Below are 17,711 nucleotides of genomic sequence, written 5' to 3' on the forward strand. Positions count from 1 at the left end.
AGTTTTGTTTTAGGATAAACCGTTCTCAATTTAAAACAAGTATTTTTCATAAATCCATAGAAAGAATGGTAAATGCAAAACCGATATATCAAAAAAATATAAAACAGATATTAAGTGCATAACTCAATAATTTTATAATAGGTTGTTCTTTTGAGGGCAACCTATTTTTTTAGCGCAATATTTGTGATTTCGAGTAACGAGAAATCTTCGCAAGTAACTCCGTAAAGAGAATCCAATCTTTGTCGAGCTTCTCACGAAGATTTCTCGTTCCTCGAAATGACAAAATTGCGGAAGAGCTTTACGACGAACTTTGACAAAGCTTACTACACGTAAAGTTTGTCATTCCTGACAGAACAAACGAAAATACTCTTATGAAAATGACTGCCCTAGCCCCGATAGCAGTGAAATCCTTTTGTGGCGGGGTTCGCCACAAAAGATTGCAACGGATAGCGGGATTAGCTCCTAAAAAATTCTTTTTTCCATAGACAATCGAAATGATAAAATCACGCTGTTTTACTCAAAATAAAGAGAGGGAAAATTATCCATCACATAGCGTACATTCTCCATGTTCTAAAATCTGTAATCGTTGCAACTTTGTAATGTCAAAAGACAACAACAAATAATAACAATTAAAAATCAAATAAAATGACACGATTAACAGCATTAAACCCGGAAGAAGTAACAGGAAAAACTAAAGATTTATTCAACGCTGTACAGGCAAAATTAGGCGTTGTTCCGAATATGATGAGAACAATGGGGAATTCTCCAGCAGTTTTGGAAGGATATTTAAACTTAAGCGGTGCATTAAGCCACGGAAAACTGAGTGCTAAAACAGGTGAATTAATTGCTTTGGCAGTTTCAGAAAGCAATTCATGTGATTACTGTTTAGCGGCTCATACTTATATCGGAGAAAAATTAGTTAAAGCTGATCCTGCAGTTTTAAAAGCGGCAAGAGCAGGAAATTCTACAGATGTAAAAACAGAAGCGATTTTACAATTGGCTAAAACATTAATTAGCAAAAATGGTTTAGTAAATGATGAAGATGTAAATAAAGCTAAAACCGCGGGAGTTTCTGATGCTGAAATTGCAGAAACTGTTGCACATACAGCATTAAATGTTTTGACAAACTATTTTAACAATTTAGCAAATACTGAAATTGATTTTCCGGCTATAGCTGAATTACAAAACTAATTTTACCAAAATTCATTAGAAAGATAGTTATGAATATTTTCATGACTATCTTTATATTTTTTAAAACAGCACTTTATGAGTTCTCAAAATGTTTCTACTTTAATAAATCCAAAAACTGGTAATTTAGCATTCAAAATTCTTCCATTTGAGGACAACGTTCATTTTGATCATTTACAGCGCAATAATTATTTCTCTTTAATTTGGGTGACCAAAGGAAAAGGGAAAGTAAAGGCCGATTTTGCAGAACATCATTTTGAAGAAAACTCCCTTCTCGCCTTTTCTCCATATCAACCCTTTATGCTGTGTGTAAACGAGTCAATTGAAGGAGTTGCGATTCAATTTCATCCTGATTTTTATTGTATTCACATGCATCAAAAAGAAGTTTCATGCAATGGTGTTTTATTCAACAATATTTATCAGCCCCCTTATGTGCAGGTTACAGAGCAAGCAGAACAAACTTTTAAAATGATTTTAGAGCAAATGAAGGCTGAAATTAAAAATGCAGAATTGGCACAATATGAATTGCTTATTTCGTATTTGAAAATCTTTTTGATCACAGCTTCAAGATTAAAAACAGAACAATTAGAGGAAATGAATTCAGTTCCGGATTCAAAAGAGCCTATAATTCTTCAAAATCTGAAAGATGCCATTGAACTCCATTTTAAAACCAAACATTCAGCGGGAAATTATGCTGATTTACTGAACATCTCTCCAAAGGCTTTAGCCAAATTGTCCAAGAATTATTTCAACAAAACCTTAACCGATTTAATTTCGGAAAGAATTATTATCGAAGCCAAAAGAGAATTATACCTGACCAGTAAAACAGTCAAAGAAATTGCCTACGAATTGGGTTATGACGACGAGCATTATTTTAGCCGTTTCTTTAAAACCAATGCAGATGTTTCACCTCAAATTTATCGCGAAACGGTAGGTTTTGGAAAAATGGATACTTAATTTTATTCTTATCTTCTATCCATTTTGCTATGTATTTTGTGCTTTTAGTGTATGCTACTACAGCAAACTTCCTATAAAAACTATTCTTCTTTAATACATTTAACCGAAAAACAATATCGCTTAAAAATACTGTCTCTCCTTACATCTGCAAAAGCCTGAAACATTCTGTCACTCCAATTGTACAATTCAAAACTTCCATTGACAGTCCAATAATATCCGTTAGATCTAAGCATATAAAAAGCTCCCTCCTCGTCCCGATACCCGCCCGGCAACGCATTAAAACCAGTTACATTATTACCCACCGTATTAGACGGCAACCAATGTGTGTTTCCTTTTTCTTTTAAAAAAATCCCTATTGAATTGGAATTAATAAAAGACTCCAGTTCCTTTAAATCTTCTTCTGTCGGAATCCTCCAGCCTTTTGGTGCAATACGTCGGATATCTTTAAGGCAATTGTAATTGTATAAAAGTCCGTACTCTTTTACAAAAGCAACATCATTATTATAGAAAGAATAACCCGCTTGTTCTGCCTTTTTCCAATCTTTATTCGTTGTGATTTTTTTAATCGAATCTCCATTATTAAACCGGGTGACTTTAAGGTTTTCTACCATCCAGGTCTGCTTTCCAATCTTTGTTGTATGGTATATGTTACCGTCTAAATCTTCTACTGTTTCAGCATTTTTACAAGAAAAGAAAGAAAGAAAAAAAAGAAGAACAGCTATTTTGTAAATATCTTTAATTTGTGTCATTATCCATTATTCTAAAGCATTTTAAACATCTTTATTTCTTTATTGGTTTCATAAAATATAAAACAATCCTGTTCCAAATTCTTTATAAGAAATCCGTTTTTCTTTATTACAAGAGATTCCGGTACTTTTTTTACAATATCTGTTCTTCCCGCAGGTTTTACGGACACACAAAAATGCACTCCTTCAGGTTTTATATTCTCAATTGAAAAGGGAGAAATCCAATATGAATAATCCTTATGTGAGGATAAAATAATTCCTAATTTTAATTGATTACCATCCTTTATCAATACAGCATAATCAAGTATTTGGTCATTATTAATATCCGTATAACATTCATTTGGAATCATATTGCGATCATAAAAATCCCAAAACAAATTAGAATACTCTTCTTTTTTTATCATTTCAAGCTTTGGGAATTTTTGCAGAAAATCATTTTCTACCTTTTGAGGGATTGTAAAAAGATTATTTTGCTGCGGAACAGACCTTTCAAAATCCATACTACGTTCTTTGGAAGCATCTTTGCATCCGTAAAAAGATAATAGAAAAATAAAAAAAATAAATCGGCTTATTGATCCGTTCATAGAAAGAAATTTATAAAAGCGATATGAAAAATCACATCGCTTTGTTTTTTAAACTATACTATTACCACGTTCCGTTCACAGCCGTATAAGTCTGACCGTTTACTTTAGTACTGCAATTCGTTGCATTTTGATGCTGAACATTAGGATGCCCATTACTTACTGTACCTGCCAGGACCTTTGTATTGCTTGCATTTTGCAATAAAATACCCTGAATGGCTGTATTGGCAATATCAACAGTATTTACGGTACAACCGTTGCTGCCCGTAACGCTAAAGAAACCGCGTCCGCTGCCTCGGGAATATACTTTACTACAAACTACATTTGGTCCGTTATTATTGGCACAACGAAAAGTCGCATAACCTGTAACTGAACCTGTTGTACTGTTATTGGTTCCTGTAACCGTACCCACAGTTCCATTTTTGGATTGATTGAGTAATACTCCGCAAGCAGCATTATTGCTGGAAGTCACGTTGCCAATAGAAAACCCGTCAACACCATAGGTTTCAATAGAATTATCTCCGCCAGTAATATTAATAGTTCCGCTGATAGTCAAATTGCTGGTTGCAGCTGTACTGTTATCAACCCTGATTCCTAATCCTAAATCAGCCTGAGGCACCCCTATATTCATGGTAATATTACTAATATTCATAACTGTACAGCCTTTAAACCAAATACCGTAGCGCGGTTTTCCCGAAACCTTAAGATTTTTTACCTCAATATTCGTTTTTCTGTCTGCCCAAACTGGAATAACCAAAGCATCGCCGCTATTTGCATTGAAAGTATTGTTTGCAAAATCTAAACCCGTATAGCTTGCCATATTTACATATTTCAGAGATCCGCCTGTTGAACCCGACGCACCTGAAACGCGAACGGTTACCCACTCTTTTGTATCTCTCCCTGAAGTAAGATTGTTAATCGCAGCCTGTATTGCAGCCACATAATCTGAACCGGTGTATTTGGTTACACCATTTACTTTAGCAACATAAGCTCCTGTTGAGCCTGTTACTTCACCTGAAAGATTCCCGCCTTTTGCTGTTGAAGGTTTAATGATTTCATTTTGTACTGCAGCTTCTTCGTTTGTTTCTAAGCTTTCGCTTTCGCAACCTACAAATAAGTTTAGGCCAAAGAATAACATTGAGACGATAAAAAGTCTCTTAAACATTTGTTTTTTCATAATAACGTTTGGTTTGATAGTTAATAAGCGAGTAAATTATTACTATTTATCTCGTAAACTATCCTGTACAATCCTTCTTTATAAAAACACAAATAATTAAAAACACAAATGATTAAAAACCAACTAACTAAACCTGATTTAAATCAATAAATTGAGCCTATTCAAAATGCAAAAAAAATTAAAGATGCTTATTCTTTGCTTCTATCCATTTTGCCATATATTTAGTACTTTTTAAAGTATGATGCTGCAATAGGCTTCCCATGAAATTATGAAGGCGATGAACCTCATAATCATTCAATAAAGCATTAACCCTATTTATTAATTTTTCTGAATATTTATCTTTTAAATAACACTCATGTACAATAGCAATTCCGTTTTTCTGAGCTTGTCCCCAGAGATTCTGATCCTTATAAAGCGAAATTGCTTTTTTAGCAAACTCATCTGGAGTATCTTCAATGAAACCATTCCAGGGTAAATTTTCATGCATAGCTTCAGAACCAATTACTGAAGTTACACTTGGTGTTCCGCATTGCATAGCTTCTAATAATTTGCCTTTTAAACCTGCTCCAAAACGAATTGGAGCCAAAACAATTCTGGCATTTTTTACAATCTCATTCGCATCAGTAGCCCTTCCCATAATAAAAAAACCGTTTTTAGGCTGATGCAATTGCAAAACTTTTTGCGACGGATAAGCCCCGTAAACCTGCAAAACCGCTTCCGGAAAATCTTTTCTAATTAATGGCCAGATTGTTTCTTTTAAACACTGAACCGTATTCCAATTGGGTTCATGAAGAAAATTTCCGATGAAAACAAAATGCTGACGATCTTCAAAAGAAGGCAATTTCAGTAAATCTTCCTCAGACATTTCTTCAACCAAAAAAGGCAGATATTGCAATAAAGCAGAATCGATTTTAAAAACATCCTTTAAAACCTTCAGTTCAAATTCTGAAATAATATACGATAAATCACATCTCAGAATACTGGCAATTTCGCGTTTGGCAACTTCTTCAGAAAGTAAATCCGTCAGTTTAAAAGTGCTGTTTTCCTTGAAAGCTTTTTGTCTCGCTGTTCTTAAGCAATGTAAATCTTCTGTATCTAAAATCCGGATGGCCTTCGGGCAATTCTCTGCAACACGCCAGCCAAATTGTTCTTCAATCATAAAACGATCAAATAAAACGACATCCGGATTTAATTCGATTATAAAATCATCAAAACTTGAATTATTGAGTTCAATTGATTTTTTTTCAACACCAAATTGAGACAAATCAACCATAAAATCGCTGTCTAAGGCAGGACTTGCAAAAGTAATTTTAAATCTATTTGCTGCAAAAACAGAAATCAGCTGCATCATCCTCCCGCCAGCCGCAGAAGAGTTTGGTTCAGGCCATACAAAGCCAATAATTAAAAGTTTTTTCAACCGTTCGGTTTTAATTGGTTTCATTTTACAAAATAATGGTTTTCTGAACGTTTTTGCACCATTTTTTCTAACTTTTGGTTGTAAAAAAAGACTAATTTTGCAGCATATAAACTACCGTCGTCATGTTAGGATTAAAATTAGCAACAGACCCACGCTGGGTAAATATTGTCGAATCGAATATCGAAGAAATTTTAACGGATCATGCCTGGTGTGAGCAAAAAGCTGCTTCAAATGCCATTAGCTTAGTAACATATAACTCTGAATTAGAAGAACTTGTAACAGAAATGCTTGTAATTGCCAGAGAAGAACTTGAACATTTGCAATTGGTTCACAATTTAATCAAGAAAAGAGGCCTGACTTTGGGACGTGAAAGAAAAGATCATTATGTAAATGAACTTTTCAAATTCATGAAAAAAGATGGCAGCCGAAAAGACGCGCTTTGTGATCGGTTATTATTTTCTGCCATGATTGAAGCCAGAAGCTGTGAGCGTTTTAAAATCCTCTCAGAAAATATCAAAGACGAAGAACTGGCCAGATTCTACCGTGATTTAATGATTTCTGAAGCAGGTCATTACACTACATTTTTAGGATTTGCCAGAAAATATGCTGACAATGTCGATGTAGACAAACGCTGGAAGGAATGGATTGAATACGAAGGCTCCATTATTACTAATTATGGCAAAAATGAAACTGTTCACGGGTAATCATCCTATTCTATAACCATTATTTAAATATAAACTAGACAATATTTGTTATGTTAAAAAACAAATCCAAATCGATCTTATTAAAAATTGGAAAATATACCGGAATAACTTTTTTTGTTATTTTAGGATTACTTTTTTTGACACCGATTGTTTTTGCCGATAAAATCAAGGAACAGATTAAAAAAACTGCCAATGAAAAATTAAGTGCACAGCTCAATTATTCTGATGTTTCACTTTCTTTTTTTCATCATTTCCCTTCACTGACCCTAACTTTAAACGATTTAAACCTTAACGGATCAGCACCTTATACAAAGGAAAAATTCATTACCGCAAAAGAAGTCTCTTTTGGAATTAATGTTGCCAGTCTGATATTTAGCAAAGAAGTCAAAATTGACCAGATTTATTTATCGGATTCGTTTATTAATGTCAGAGTGAATCAAAAAGGAGCTGCGAATTACAATATCTATAAATCTTCTTCACAGCAGGAAAAATCGAAAGACAGTACAGATACGGCCTTAAAACTGGAAAGAATTGAAATTATAAACAGTAAAATAATTTATGATGACCAGTCGACCAAAGTTCATTTTGACGCATTAGGATTCAATTACTTAGGAAAAGGGGATTTAAACAAAGCTGTTTTCGATTTGTATTCGAAAGCTAAAATTGAAAAACTCAATATTGTTTATGAAGATGAACCGTATTTAATGAATAAAAAGATTGATGCTGATTTAATAACTAAAATTAATGTAAACTCATTGTCTTTTTATTTCCAGCAAAACAACTTAAAAATCAATCAGCTTTTGGTTGATTTTAAAGGGAATTTTGATTTTTTAAAAGACGGATACAATATAGATTTTGTTATCAAATCTGACAATAGTGACTTGTATGATGTTTTTACAGCATTCCCTCCAAAATACATTACATGGCTTTCTAAAACCAAATTAAAAGGAAAAACCAATTTACTTTTTACCCTGAAAGGAAATTATATAGCATCTCAAAAAATTGCGCCTGATTTAAATTTAGATGTAAAAATAGACAATGGATTTGTGAACTATAACAAAAGTGCTTTTCCGGTTTCAAATTTAAATATTGAAGTAAAAACGACCGTTCCATCTTTAAACCCAGACCTTTTAATTGTTGATGCTAAAAATTTATCTTTAAATGTAGGCAAGGATTATTTAAAATCTAAATTTTACATGAAAAGCATGAATACTCCTGACATTAATGGTGATTTTAAAGCTAAGATTGACCTTGAAAAATTAAATAAAGGTCTTGGAATTCCTGATTTAACATTAAAAGGAATTTTAGTTGGTGACGTTAAAGCAAAAGGGAAATTTGATCAGAAGAATAAACTTTTTCCAGTTACAAACGGAGTAATTGATTTGAAAAATGGTTATTTAAAAACAAAATATTATCCAAATCCGATTACCAATATTACTTTAAAAACTAAAATTGAGAATCAAAAAGGGACTTTTCAGGACTTAAAAGTTAATCTGAAACCTGCTCAATTTACTTTTGAAGGAAAACCTGTTTTTGTACAAGCAGAATTGAGCAATTTTGATGATTTAAATTATGACATCAAAGCAAAAGGTGAACTTGATGTTAAGAAAATATATAAAGTTTTCTCCAAAAAAGGACTTGATTTAGACGGTTTTGTAAAAGCTGATTTGGCTTTGAAAGGTAAACAAAGCGATGCTGAAAAAGGAAATTACAGAAAATTAAACAACAAAGGAACCCTTGAACTTAGAAACATAGGAATAGCTTCTGAGTATTTGCCTAAAAAGTTTATAATTAAAGAAGGCTTTTTTAAAATCAATCAGGACAAAATGTCTTTCAATAACTTTTTGGCGGCTTACGGCCAGTCTGATTTTAAGATGAATGGTTATTTGCAAAATGTTTTTAATTATGCTATCACTAAAACCGGAATCCTGAAAGGTTCTTTTACGGTTTCAGCACGATATATTAATGTAGATGAGTTTATGTCTATTACGCAGACCAATACATCGGCAACGAAAAACCCGGCTTCAAAACCTGAAACAAAACCCACCACAACAAACCAGACAGGAGTTATCATAATTCCGGCCAATTTGAATTTACAGTTAATAGCAAATGCCGAAAACATATATTTTGACAAACTTAACCTCCAAAATGCAAAAGGAAATTTAAGCATGAAAAATGGCAAACTTACCATGCAAAATACAGGCTTTAATTTAATTGGCTGTAACGTGAGCATGAATGGTAATTATCAGTCCACAACATCTCAAAAGGCTAATTTTGATTACGCTATCAAAGCTTCAGATTTTAGTATCAAAAGAGCATATAACGAAATTGAAGTCTTTAGAAAAATGGCCAGCACCGCCGAAAAAGCGCAAGGAATTGTTTCTTTAGATTACCAATTAAAGGGCAGATTAAATGAAAATATGGAGCCTGTTTACCCATCTTTAGCAGGAGGCGGAACACTTTCTGTAAAAGATGTAAAATTAAGGGGATTGAAAATGTTTAATGCCGTGAGTAAGAAAACAAGCTCAGAATCCATGAAAAATCCTGATGTTTCCAAAGTAGATATTAAAACTAAAATCAAAAATAATATTATAACAATTGAACGTTTTAAATTTAAGTTTGCCGGATTCAGACCAAGAATTGAAGGAACAACAAGTCTGGACGGAAAACTGAACTTAAAAATGCGTTTAGGACTGCCACCGTTAGGCATATTTGGAATTCCGCTGACTGTTACCGGAACTCAGAATAACCCAAAAGTAAAAGTGGGACGAAATACTGAAAACCTTGAGGAAACACAAGATACTGAGTAATTTCAATAGCAAAATTCAATTGTAATATCAAATTTTAATTTTGGAAATTCCAAATTCCAATCATTAAACAGCCTTTGTCAAAGTTTACAAAGGTTTTTCTTTTATATGTTATCGATACGATTCTTGCGATAAATGACCGAAGTGTGAGTGTGCCTTTTAAAATGAAGATATCACTTTATATGGTAAAACAAACTTTGCTATTTTAGCAAATAAAAAACCCGATCTTTTTCAAATCGGGTTTTGTATAATAATTTATCTAATGATTATGCTTCAAATGGAAGGATAGATACATAAGATTTGTTATCTTTTTTCTTTTGGAACTTAACAACTCCAGCTACTCTTGCGTGTAGTGTATGATCTTTACTAATGTAAACATTTTCACCTGGATTGTGTTTTGAACCTCTTTGTCTAACGATGATGTTCCCAGCAATAGCAGCCTGACCACCAAAAATCTTAACGCCTAGACGTTTTGATTCTGATTCTCTACCATTCTTCGAACTACCGACACCTTTCTTGTGAGCCATGACGTATGAGTTTAAATATTGTTATTATTCTTCTTTAGCTTCTTTTTTTGCTTTTGGAGCTGCTGCTTTTTTTGCTTTTGGAGCTGCTTCAGCTTCAGTAGCCGGAGCTTCTTCTGCTACAACTGCTTTTTTAGCTGCCGCTTTTTTAGTTCCGCCTGCTGCAGTAATACCTTCAATTACAATTTGTGTAAGATATTGTCTGTGACCATTTCTTTTTTTGTATCCTTTTCTTCTTTTCTTTTTGAAAACGATAACTTTATCACCTTTTAAGTGTTGTAACACTTTAGCTTCTACTGAAGCACCTTCTATAGCTGGGGCGCCTAAAGTTACATTTCCGTTGTCATCTAATAAAAGAACTTTGTCAAAAGAAACTTTTGAACCTTCTTCATTAGCCAAACGATGAACATAAACCTTTAAGTCTTTGCTTACTTTAAATTGTTGCCCTGCTATCTCTACGATTGCATACATACCAAATTGATTTATTGATTTTTAAGGTTGCAAATATACAATTAAAAATTTACTGTGCAATCTCTTAATCCAAAAATATTTTTCACGCTTTAAAGTCTGCTTTTCAAGCTGTTTGTTCTCTTTCCTAAAAACATTCAGAGGTAAAAGATTGTTAAAATACAACCAAAAAAAGCACCTGTTTTTAAATGATGAACAAAAAAACTTATTTTTGGTGTAACATAATCAACTCTTGAATATCTAATTTAATTTAGATAATTATAAATTATTAATCTTTATGAAAAATTCTATAATGATGTTAAGTGCAGCAATAATGCTCGGTGGAGTAGCTAGTGCCCAAAAAGTAGCTTTCGAAGAATACAATTTAGACAATGGCCTGCATGTTATTTTACACAATGATCCTTCAGCCCCTGTTGTTATTACTTCTGTAATGTACCATGTAGGATCTAAGGACGAGCGCCCGGACCGAACCGGTTTTGCACATTTCTTTGAACATTTATTATTTGAAGGTACCGAAAATATAAAACGTGGTGAATGGATGAAAATCGTTACCGCAAATGGAGGCGTAAACAATGCAAATACATCCGATGACAGAACCTATTATTATGAAGTTTTTCCATCAAACAGTTTAGAGCTTGGTTTATGGATGGAATCCGAACGATTGATGCATCCTATTATTAACAAGATTGGTGTTGATACACAAAACGAAGTGGTAAAAGAAGAAAAAAGAACCCGTTACGATAATCAGCCTTACGGAAATATTTTAACTGAGGTAAAAAAATACATGTTCAAAAACCACCCTTACCGATGGACAACCATTGGTTCGATGAAAGATCTTGACGCTGCCACTCTTGAAGAATTCCAGGCTTTTAATAAAAAATTCTATACGCCAAACAATGCCGTTTTGGTTGTTGCCGGAGATTTCGACAAAACCAAAACCAAAGAATGGATTCAGAAATATTTTGGACCAATTCCGAAAGGAGAGGTGGTGAAAAAACAAACTTTTACAGAAGAACCGATTGCACAAACGATAAAAGCCTCTTACGAAGATCCTAATATTCAGATTCCGATGGTCGTTGCTTCTTACAGAACTCCATCAATGAAAACAAGAGACGCAAGGATTTTAGATCTGATTTCTTCTTATTTGAGTGATGGAAAAAGCTCAAAATTATACAAAAAAATAGTTGACGATAAAAAAATGGCGCTTCAAATTGGCGCTGTTGGTTTTAATCAGGAAGATTACGGAATGTATATTTTGTACGGTTTACCAATGGGAACTTACACAACAGCCGATATCTTAAAAGAAATGGACGAAGAAATCGTAAAAATCCAAACCGATTTAATTTCAGAGAAAGACTATCAAAAATTACAAAATAAATTCGATAATAATTTCGTAAATGCAAATGCAAGTGTTGAAGGAATCGCAGAAAACCTTGCTTCTTATTATTTACTATACGGAGACGTAAACCTAATCAATACAGAAATCGACCTTTACCACTCTATCACACGAGAAGAAATCAGAGAGGTTGCCAAAAAGTATTTAAACCCTAATCAGCGTTTAATTTTAGATTATGTTCCTTCAAAAAAAGTTCAAAACTAAGCACCGAACCATGAAAAAAATACATACAATTTTAATCCTTTTATTCCTTAGCGGAATTATGCAAGCACAAAATCGTCCACAACCCAAACCAGCAAATGCACCAGTAGTCAACATCAAAAAACCACAAACTTTTGTTTTAGCAAACGGTATGAAAGTTTTGGTGGTTGAAAATCACAAATTACCAAGAGTGAGTTTTAATCTAAAACTGGACAACGCTCCTTTTATTGAAGGAAAGAAAAAAGGCGTCGATGAGCTAACCAGCAGTTTAATTGGTAACGGAACAAAAAAAACGAACAAAGAAGCGTTTAACGAAGAAATTGACTTTTACGGAGCCAGCATCAATTTCTCATCATCTGACGCTTACGCAAGTTCTCTTTCGAAATATTCAGGACGTATTTTAGAATTATTAGCGGAAGGTGCCTTACAGCCAAATTTTACACAGACGGAATTTGATAAGGAAAAAGCAAAAATGCTGGAAGGACTAAAAGCTGATGAAAAAAGCGTTCCTGCTATTGCCAGCCGTATTGTTGATGCTTTGGCTTTTGGAATAAACCATCCTTCCGGAGAATTTGTTTCTGAAGAAACCCTGAAAAATGTCACTCTTGCTGATGTTGAGGCTAACTACAATACTTATTTTGTACCTGAAAATGCTTATTTAGTTGTAATTGGCGACATTAAATTTAAAGAAACAAAAGCAGCTGTAGAAAAACTTTTTGGAGGATGGAAAAAACAAACCACCCCAAAAAATACATATCCAAATCCAGAAAATGTTTCTAAACTTCAGATAGACTTTGTAGATGTTCCAAATGCGGTTCAATCTGAAATTTCGTTGGTAAATACCGTAAACTTAAAAATGAGCGATCCTGATTTTTTCCCTGCCGTAATCGCAAATCAAATTTTAGGAGGAGATTTCAATAGTTACCTGAATATGAATTTAAGAGAACAGCATGCCTGGACTTACGGAGCAAGTTCTAATATTGGAAGCGGAAAATACGTAACCAAGTTCAAAGCTTCGTCTGCAGTTCGAAATAGTGTTACGGATAGTGCTGTTGTTGAATTTGTAAAAGAAATTAAAAGAATCCGGACTGAAAAAGTTTCTGAAGACGTATTAAAAAACGTAAAAGCAGGATATATTGGAAGATTTGTAATGCAAGTTGAGAAACCTCAGACTGTTGCACGTTATGCCTTAAATATCGAAACCGAAAAACTTCCGGCTGATTTTTACGAAAAATACATTCAGACTATAAATAATGTTACTGCAGATGATATTTATCGTGTATCCAACAAATACTTCGCAATTGATAATATGAGAATTGTAATTGTTGGAAAAGGATCAGAAGTTATTCCCGGATTGGAAAAACTTCAAATCCCGATTTTTTATTATGATAAATACGGGAATCCAACTGACAAACCTGTTAGTAAAAAAGAAGCTCCGGCAGGAATTACAGCAAAAACTGTTTTTGACAATTATATCAAAGCAATTGGCGGAGAAAAATCAGTTGTTGCAGTAAAAACATTATTTATGAACGGAACTACTACAATTCCGCAGGCTCCATCTCCACTGGCTTTTGTTTCAAAGTTAGATTCGAAAGGAAAAATGATGGTTTCGCTTTCTATGGGAAGTATGGCTTTGATGAAACAAGTTGTAAACGACAAAGGAGCTTATATTGAACAACAAGGACAACGCAAAAATCTGGAAGGAACAGATTTAGCCGAAATGAAGGCAAACGCAACTCCCTTTGAAGAGTTACAATTAAACAAAAGAACAGATCTAACTGTAAGCGGAATTGAACAAATAAACGGTAATGATGCTTACGCCATAAAAGACGGAAAAACGATTTACTTCTATGATGTAAAATCAGGGCTAAAAGTAGCCGAAACGAAAGTAAAAGAACAAAGCGGACAATCGACTACACAAACCACCTATTTTAATGATTATAAAGAAGTAAAAGGAGTAAAAGTCCCTTTTAACCTAATACAAAATGCAGGTTTTGAATTAGACATTAAAATGTCTGATATTAAAATAAATGAAGGAGTTACAGAGAAGGATTTTCTTTAAGTATCTGAGTTACTAAGATGCTGAGATTCTAAGATTTTTTTTTAACAGAAAGGCTGTCGTAACTGACAGCCTTTCTGTTTAACTCATATTGTTTTTTTGTCAAGCTGAGCGGAGTCGAAGCGAGTTCCAATGGATAATAATCTTTGACTTCGCTCAAGGTGACACGACAACAACATTTTACATCTCACAAAAACCATTTCACAGCCAAAAATTATTTTTTAGCCGACAAATAAACCCCAATTAAAATAACAAAAGCACCAAAAAACTGAATAGGCGTTAACATTTCATTATCCAGCAATCCCCAAAAAAAGGCCACTATTGGAATCAGATACGTTACGGAGGTCGCAAATACAGGCGAGGACATCTGAATAAGTTTAAAAAACAATACATTTGCAATTCCGGTTCCTAAAATACCCAAAATCATTACAAACAAAACAGCATGTTGTGTTACTTCCAGATTTATTTTTTGTGTAAAATCTGTTGTGCCTAAAATAAGTAAAGCAGGTAAAAGCAAAATTGCAAAATTTCCTGTTGTAATACTCAACGAATTCAGATCGGAAAGATATTTTTTTATCAGATTCACATTAACAGCGTAACAAAGAGAGGCTGCAACTACAAAAATCAAATAATAATAATTTTGCCCCGCATCATTTGAAGCACCGCTTAAAATCAACAACAAACAACCTATAAGTCCGATAAAAACTCCTATGCCCTGACGTTTTTTAAACTCAACTCCGAAAAAAATTATCCCTAAAATCAGTGTATTTAAAGGTGTTAATGAATTCAGGATTGCTACAATCGAACTATCAATCTGAGTTTCGGCAATAGCAAAAAAGAACGCTGGAATAAATGTTCCAGAAAATGAAGTTAGAGCCACAAATTTCCATTGCCGAAGTGAGATTTTCTTCAAACTTGAAAATCCTACTATCAGCAAGAACAAAGCCGCAAAAATAATTCGGAGCGAGCCTACCTGAATTGCCGTTAATCCAACCAATCCTCTTTTTATCAAAATAAAAGAGCTTCCCCAAATTAGCGAAAGCAGGAATAAATAAAACCACTTTAATTGTTTTGCATCCATAAACCGAATTTTGATACAAATTTGTACTATTTTTAGGAACTGACCTTCTGATTTTTATTAATTTTGCAACAAATAATATTGACGTCTAAAATTATACATAATGAAAATCACAAAAATACTCGTATCATTAACAATTGCCGGTCTGGTATTGGTAAGCTGCAAAAAAGAAGAAGATAAAAGTTTGGCAGTCGCAAAAGGCGAAAAAACAGAAACTCCAAAAGAGCATAAACCAATTGCAGCAGAAAATGTACAGACCGCGAGTTTTACAATCGAAGGAATGACCTGTGCTGTTGGATGCGCTAAAACTATCGAAGAAGAATTAGCAAATCTTGACGGTGTAGAAAAAGCCGCTGTTGATTTCGACAAAAAAACAGCAACTGTAACTTTTGACAAAACCATTCAAAATACTGAATCTTTGACAAAAGTGGTTCAGGAAACCGGAGACGGAAAAACATATAAGGTTTCTAATTTTAAATCGTAATTATCAACTCTCAAACAAAAAACGGCGCTCAATCTGAACGCCGTTTTTTGTATAATCTACTTCCACTTTAAGGTTTCCATCAGCCTCTGCATATCATTTTTGATATAACTCGCTGCGGGCATGATTGAATCAAAATTTGGTTTTGTGTAAAAATAAACCGATCCTGTTATAAAGTGCTTTGTACTGTCAGTAACATAAAATTGTGAGTTGGTTGCCGCATTTCCGTTTACCTGATAAAACATTCCGTATACTTTTTTGGAGGGATTTAAATACGGCTGTTCTAATATATCATCTGCTTTGATAACATGTTCATACGTTAGTTTTTGGGCATCTCTAAGCAATTTATCAATATTATTATGTACAGGTTTATAGGTTAAATAAATAGTGGCTTTCATTTTTGGATACGTAATGGCAAAACCACACTCTTTTTCACCTTTAATTACTGCTGCTTCATTCATTTGAAAAGAAAACGGACACGTATTTTCGAAGTTTACATATTTAGCTTCCGGATAATCCAATCGCAAAAAACCGGCAGGTTTAGGCAGTACATCGTCTTTACAGCTTGCAACAGTCAGTCCTATTAAAATTACGGCCAACCACATTGTTTTTTTTAACATCTTACTCTATTGTTACTTTTATTTGTTTTACTCGTTTATTATCGACAGCTTCTATTGTAAAAACACAGTTTTCAAAAGTGATCTTCTGATTTTTTTTTGGAAAGTTACCCAGAATTTCCAGAATAAATCCGGCCAGCGTCTCGGCCTCTCCTTTGTGATCTTCAAAAATTTCTTCATTAACTTCAACAATTCTGTAAAAATCCTTCAAATTAATTTTGCCTTCAAAAAGGAAGTTTTTTTCATCGATTTGAGAATAATTCAAATTTTCATCATCAAACTCATCGCTAATATCCCCAACTATTTCCTCAATTACATCTTCTAAAGAGACCAAACCTGAGGTTCCGCCATATTCATCAACCACAATGGCCAGGTGGCTTTTAAGACTTTGAAAATCCTTTAGCAGGTTGTCAAGTTTTTTATTCTCCGGTACAAAAAATGCTTCCCTGATTAAATTGCGCCAGTCGAATTGCGGATTATCTATATGAGGCAGCAAATCCTTAACAAATAAAACACCTTCAATCTGGTCAATATTATCACGATAAATTGGAATCCTCGAATACCCTTTATCAATAATTTTTGGATAAATCATTTCAAAAGATTCCGAAATTTCCAAACCAAAAATATCGATCCTTGGACTCATTACCTGTTTGGTATCAGTATTTCCGAAAGAAACAATTCCTTCCAGTATTTTTTGCTCCTCAGTTGACGTTCCTTCAGAATCGGTAAGTTCCAGGGCCTGAGAAAGCTGATCAACTGAAAAATTAGTCTTTTGCTTTCCTAATTTATGATGCAAATATAACGTAAGCGAACGCATTGGCAAACTTACAGGAGAAAGTAATTTATCTAAAAAAGCAATTGGATAGGCTACCCTTTTTGCAAATTTTATATTGTTACGGCTGGCATAAACCTTGGGTAGAACTTCTCCAAAAAGCAAAATGAGAAAAGTGACCAGAATAACTTCTGAAATAAATTTTAATAATGACGATTCGATTCCTTCAAAGATGTTTCTGCCAATAAAGGAGAACAGTATGACAACTCCAATATTCAAAAAATTGTTGGCTACTAATAAGGTAGCTAAGAGTTTTTTTGGTTTTTCCAATAGATTTGAAATTATTTTACCCTTTTGGTTATTTTCCTGCAGTGTATTGTCAATATCTTTTTGAGACAAGGAAAAAAAAGCAACTTCAGCACCTGAGACAATGGCTGATAAAAAAAGTAAAATAAATATACCGACAAAACCAATAATCAGGTTGTTGTCAGCAGATTCTAAAAATAAACCGGGCTCCGGGTCCAAAATTAAAAGAAAT

16 protein-coding genes and 1 pseudogene are annotated in these 17,711 nt (G+C 33.6%); 8 read left to right on the forward strand and 9 right to left on the reverse strand.

All coding sequences use genetic code 11. The features are described 5' to 3' along the window. The 3 genes and pseudogenes from DMB65_RS05770 to DMB65_RS05780 all read left to right on the forward strand — a co-directional run. Positions 1 to 122 (forward strand): annotated as a pseudogene (locus DMB65_RS05770) (IS1595 family transposase); the annotation flags it as partial. Positions 123 to 645: 523 nt separating this feature from the next. Further along, the gene (locus DMB65_RS05775) at positions 646 to 1,191 is read left to right on the forward strand and encodes a carboxymuconolactone decarboxylase family protein (RefSeq protein WP_110305710.1); all 546 of its coding nucleotides are present in this window, start codon (positions 646 to 648) and stop codon (positions 1,189 to 1,191) included. Positions 1,192 to 1,266: 75 nt separating this feature from the next. Continuing rightward, positions 1,267 to 2,145 (forward strand): helix-turn-helix domain-containing protein, encoded by an 879-nt coding sequence (locus tag DMB65_RS05780; protein ID WP_110305711.1) that lies wholly within the window; start codon positions 1,267 to 1,269, stop codon positions 2,143 to 2,145. 80 nt (positions 2,146 to 2,225) lie between these two features. Here the strand turns inward: DMB65_RS05780 and DMB65_RS05785 are convergent, their stop codons facing one another. The 4 genes from DMB65_RS05785 to DMB65_RS05800 form a co-directional block, all read right to left on the reverse strand. Further along, on the reverse strand, positions 2,226 to 2,894 hold the full coding sequence (locus tag DMB65_RS05785) for a fibrobacter succinogenes major paralogous domain-containing protein (protein WP_110305712.1): 669 nt from the start codon (positions 2,892 to 2,894) through the stop codon (positions 2,226 to 2,228). 11 nt (positions 2,895 to 2,905) lie between these two features. Next, on the reverse strand, positions 2,906 to 3,475 hold the full coding sequence (locus DMB65_RS05790; RefSeq protein ID WP_110305713.1) for a hypothetical protein: 570 nt from the start codon (positions 3,473 to 3,475) through the stop codon (positions 2,906 to 2,908). 61 nt (positions 3,476 to 3,536) lie between these two features. Beyond that, positions 3,537 to 4,649, reverse strand: a complete 1,113-nt coding sequence (locus DMB65_RS05795) for a hypothetical protein (protein WP_123955276.1) — start codon at positions 4,647 to 4,649, stop codon at positions 3,537 to 3,539. A gap of 178 nt (positions 4,650 to 4,827) precedes the next feature. Further along, complete coding sequence (locus tag DMB65_RS05800) at positions 4,828 to 6,090, reverse strand: glycosyltransferase family 4 protein (RefSeq protein ID WP_110305715.1); 1,263 nt, start codon at positions 6,088 to 6,090, stop codon at positions 4,828 to 4,830. Between the two features lie 98 nt (positions 6,091 to 6,188). Here DMB65_RS05800 and miaE point away from each other — a divergent pair, with 98 nt between their 5' ends. Both miaE and DMB65_RS05810 read left to right on the forward strand, forming a co-directional pair. After that, complete coding sequence (gene miaE, locus DMB65_RS05805; protein ID WP_110305716.1) at positions 6,189 to 6,770, forward strand: tRNA-(ms[2]io[6]A)-hydroxylase; 582 nt, start codon at positions 6,189 to 6,191, stop codon at positions 6,768 to 6,770. Between the two features lie 50 nt (positions 6,771 to 6,820). Beyond that, positions 6,821 to 9,580 carry an AsmA-like C-terminal region-containing protein gene (locus DMB65_RS05810; protein ID WP_110305717.1) on the forward strand — a complete coding sequence of 920 codons (2,760 nt, stop codon included), beginning with the start codon at positions 6,821 to 6,823 and terminating at the stop codon, positions 9,578 to 9,580. 263 nt (positions 9,581 to 9,843) lie between these two features. On the opposite strand, the gene rpmA is transcribed toward DMB65_RS05810, so the two are convergent. Then, positions 9,844 to 10,104, reverse strand: a complete 261-nt coding sequence (gene rpmA, locus DMB65_RS05815) for a 50S ribosomal protein L27 (RefSeq protein WP_017497241.1) — start codon at positions 10,102 to 10,104, stop codon at positions 9,844 to 9,846. Positions 10,105 to 10,128: 24 nt separating this feature from the next. After that, positions 10,129 to 10,572 (reverse strand): 50S ribosomal protein L21, encoded by a 444-nt coding sequence (rplU, locus tag DMB65_RS05820; protein WP_078227187.1) that lies wholly within the window; start codon positions 10,570 to 10,572, stop codon positions 10,129 to 10,131. 274 nt (positions 10,573 to 10,846) lie between these two features. Between rplU and DMB65_RS05825 the strand changes: the two genes are divergently transcribed. Next, positions 10,847 to 12,169 (forward strand): M16 family metallopeptidase, encoded by a 1,323-nt coding sequence (locus tag DMB65_RS05825; protein ID WP_110305718.1) that lies wholly within the window; start codon positions 10,847 to 10,849, stop codon positions 12,167 to 12,169. Positions 12,170 to 12,179: 10 nt separating this feature from the next. Next, entirely contained in the window at positions 12,180 to 14,228 is a 2,049-nt protein-coding gene (locus DMB65_RS05830) for an insulinase family protein (RefSeq protein ID WP_196239568.1), read from the forward strand. Between the two features lie 211 nt (positions 14,229 to 14,439). Here the strand turns inward: DMB65_RS05830 and DMB65_RS05835 are convergent, their stop codons facing one another. Next, complete coding sequence (locus DMB65_RS05835; RefSeq protein ID WP_110305719.1) at positions 14,440 to 15,306, reverse strand: DMT family transporter; 867 nt, start codon at positions 15,304 to 15,306, stop codon at positions 14,440 to 14,442. A gap of 100 nt (positions 15,307 to 15,406) precedes the next feature. On the opposite strand from DMB65_RS05835, the gene DMB65_RS05840 reads away from it, so the two are divergent. After that, on the forward strand, positions 15,407 to 15,787 hold the full coding sequence (locus DMB65_RS05840; RefSeq protein ID WP_110305720.1) for a heavy-metal-associated domain-containing protein: 381 nt from the start codon (positions 15,407 to 15,409) through the stop codon (positions 15,785 to 15,787). A 56-nt stretch (positions 15,788 to 15,843) separates the two neighbouring features. Here the strand turns inward: DMB65_RS05840 and gldD are convergent, their stop codons facing one another. Further along, complete coding sequence (gene gldD / locus DMB65_RS05845; protein ID WP_110305721.1) at positions 15,844 to 16,404, reverse strand: gliding motility lipoprotein GldD; 561 nt, start codon at positions 16,402 to 16,404, stop codon at positions 15,844 to 15,846. Between the two features lies 1 nt (position 16,405). Continuing rightward, on the reverse strand, positions 16,406 to 17,698 hold the full coding sequence (locus DMB65_RS05850; protein WP_110305722.1) for a gliding motility-associated protein GldE: 1,293 nt from the start codon (positions 17,696 to 17,698) through the stop codon (positions 16,406 to 16,408). Positions 17,699 to 17,711 lie beyond the last annotated feature (13 nt).

Origin of the sequence: Flavobacterium cheongpyeongense, assembly GCF_003202435.1 — a bacterium.
GTDB lineage: Bacteria > Bacteroidota > Bacteroidia > Flavobacteriales > Flavobacteriaceae > Flavobacterium > Flavobacterium cheongpyeongense.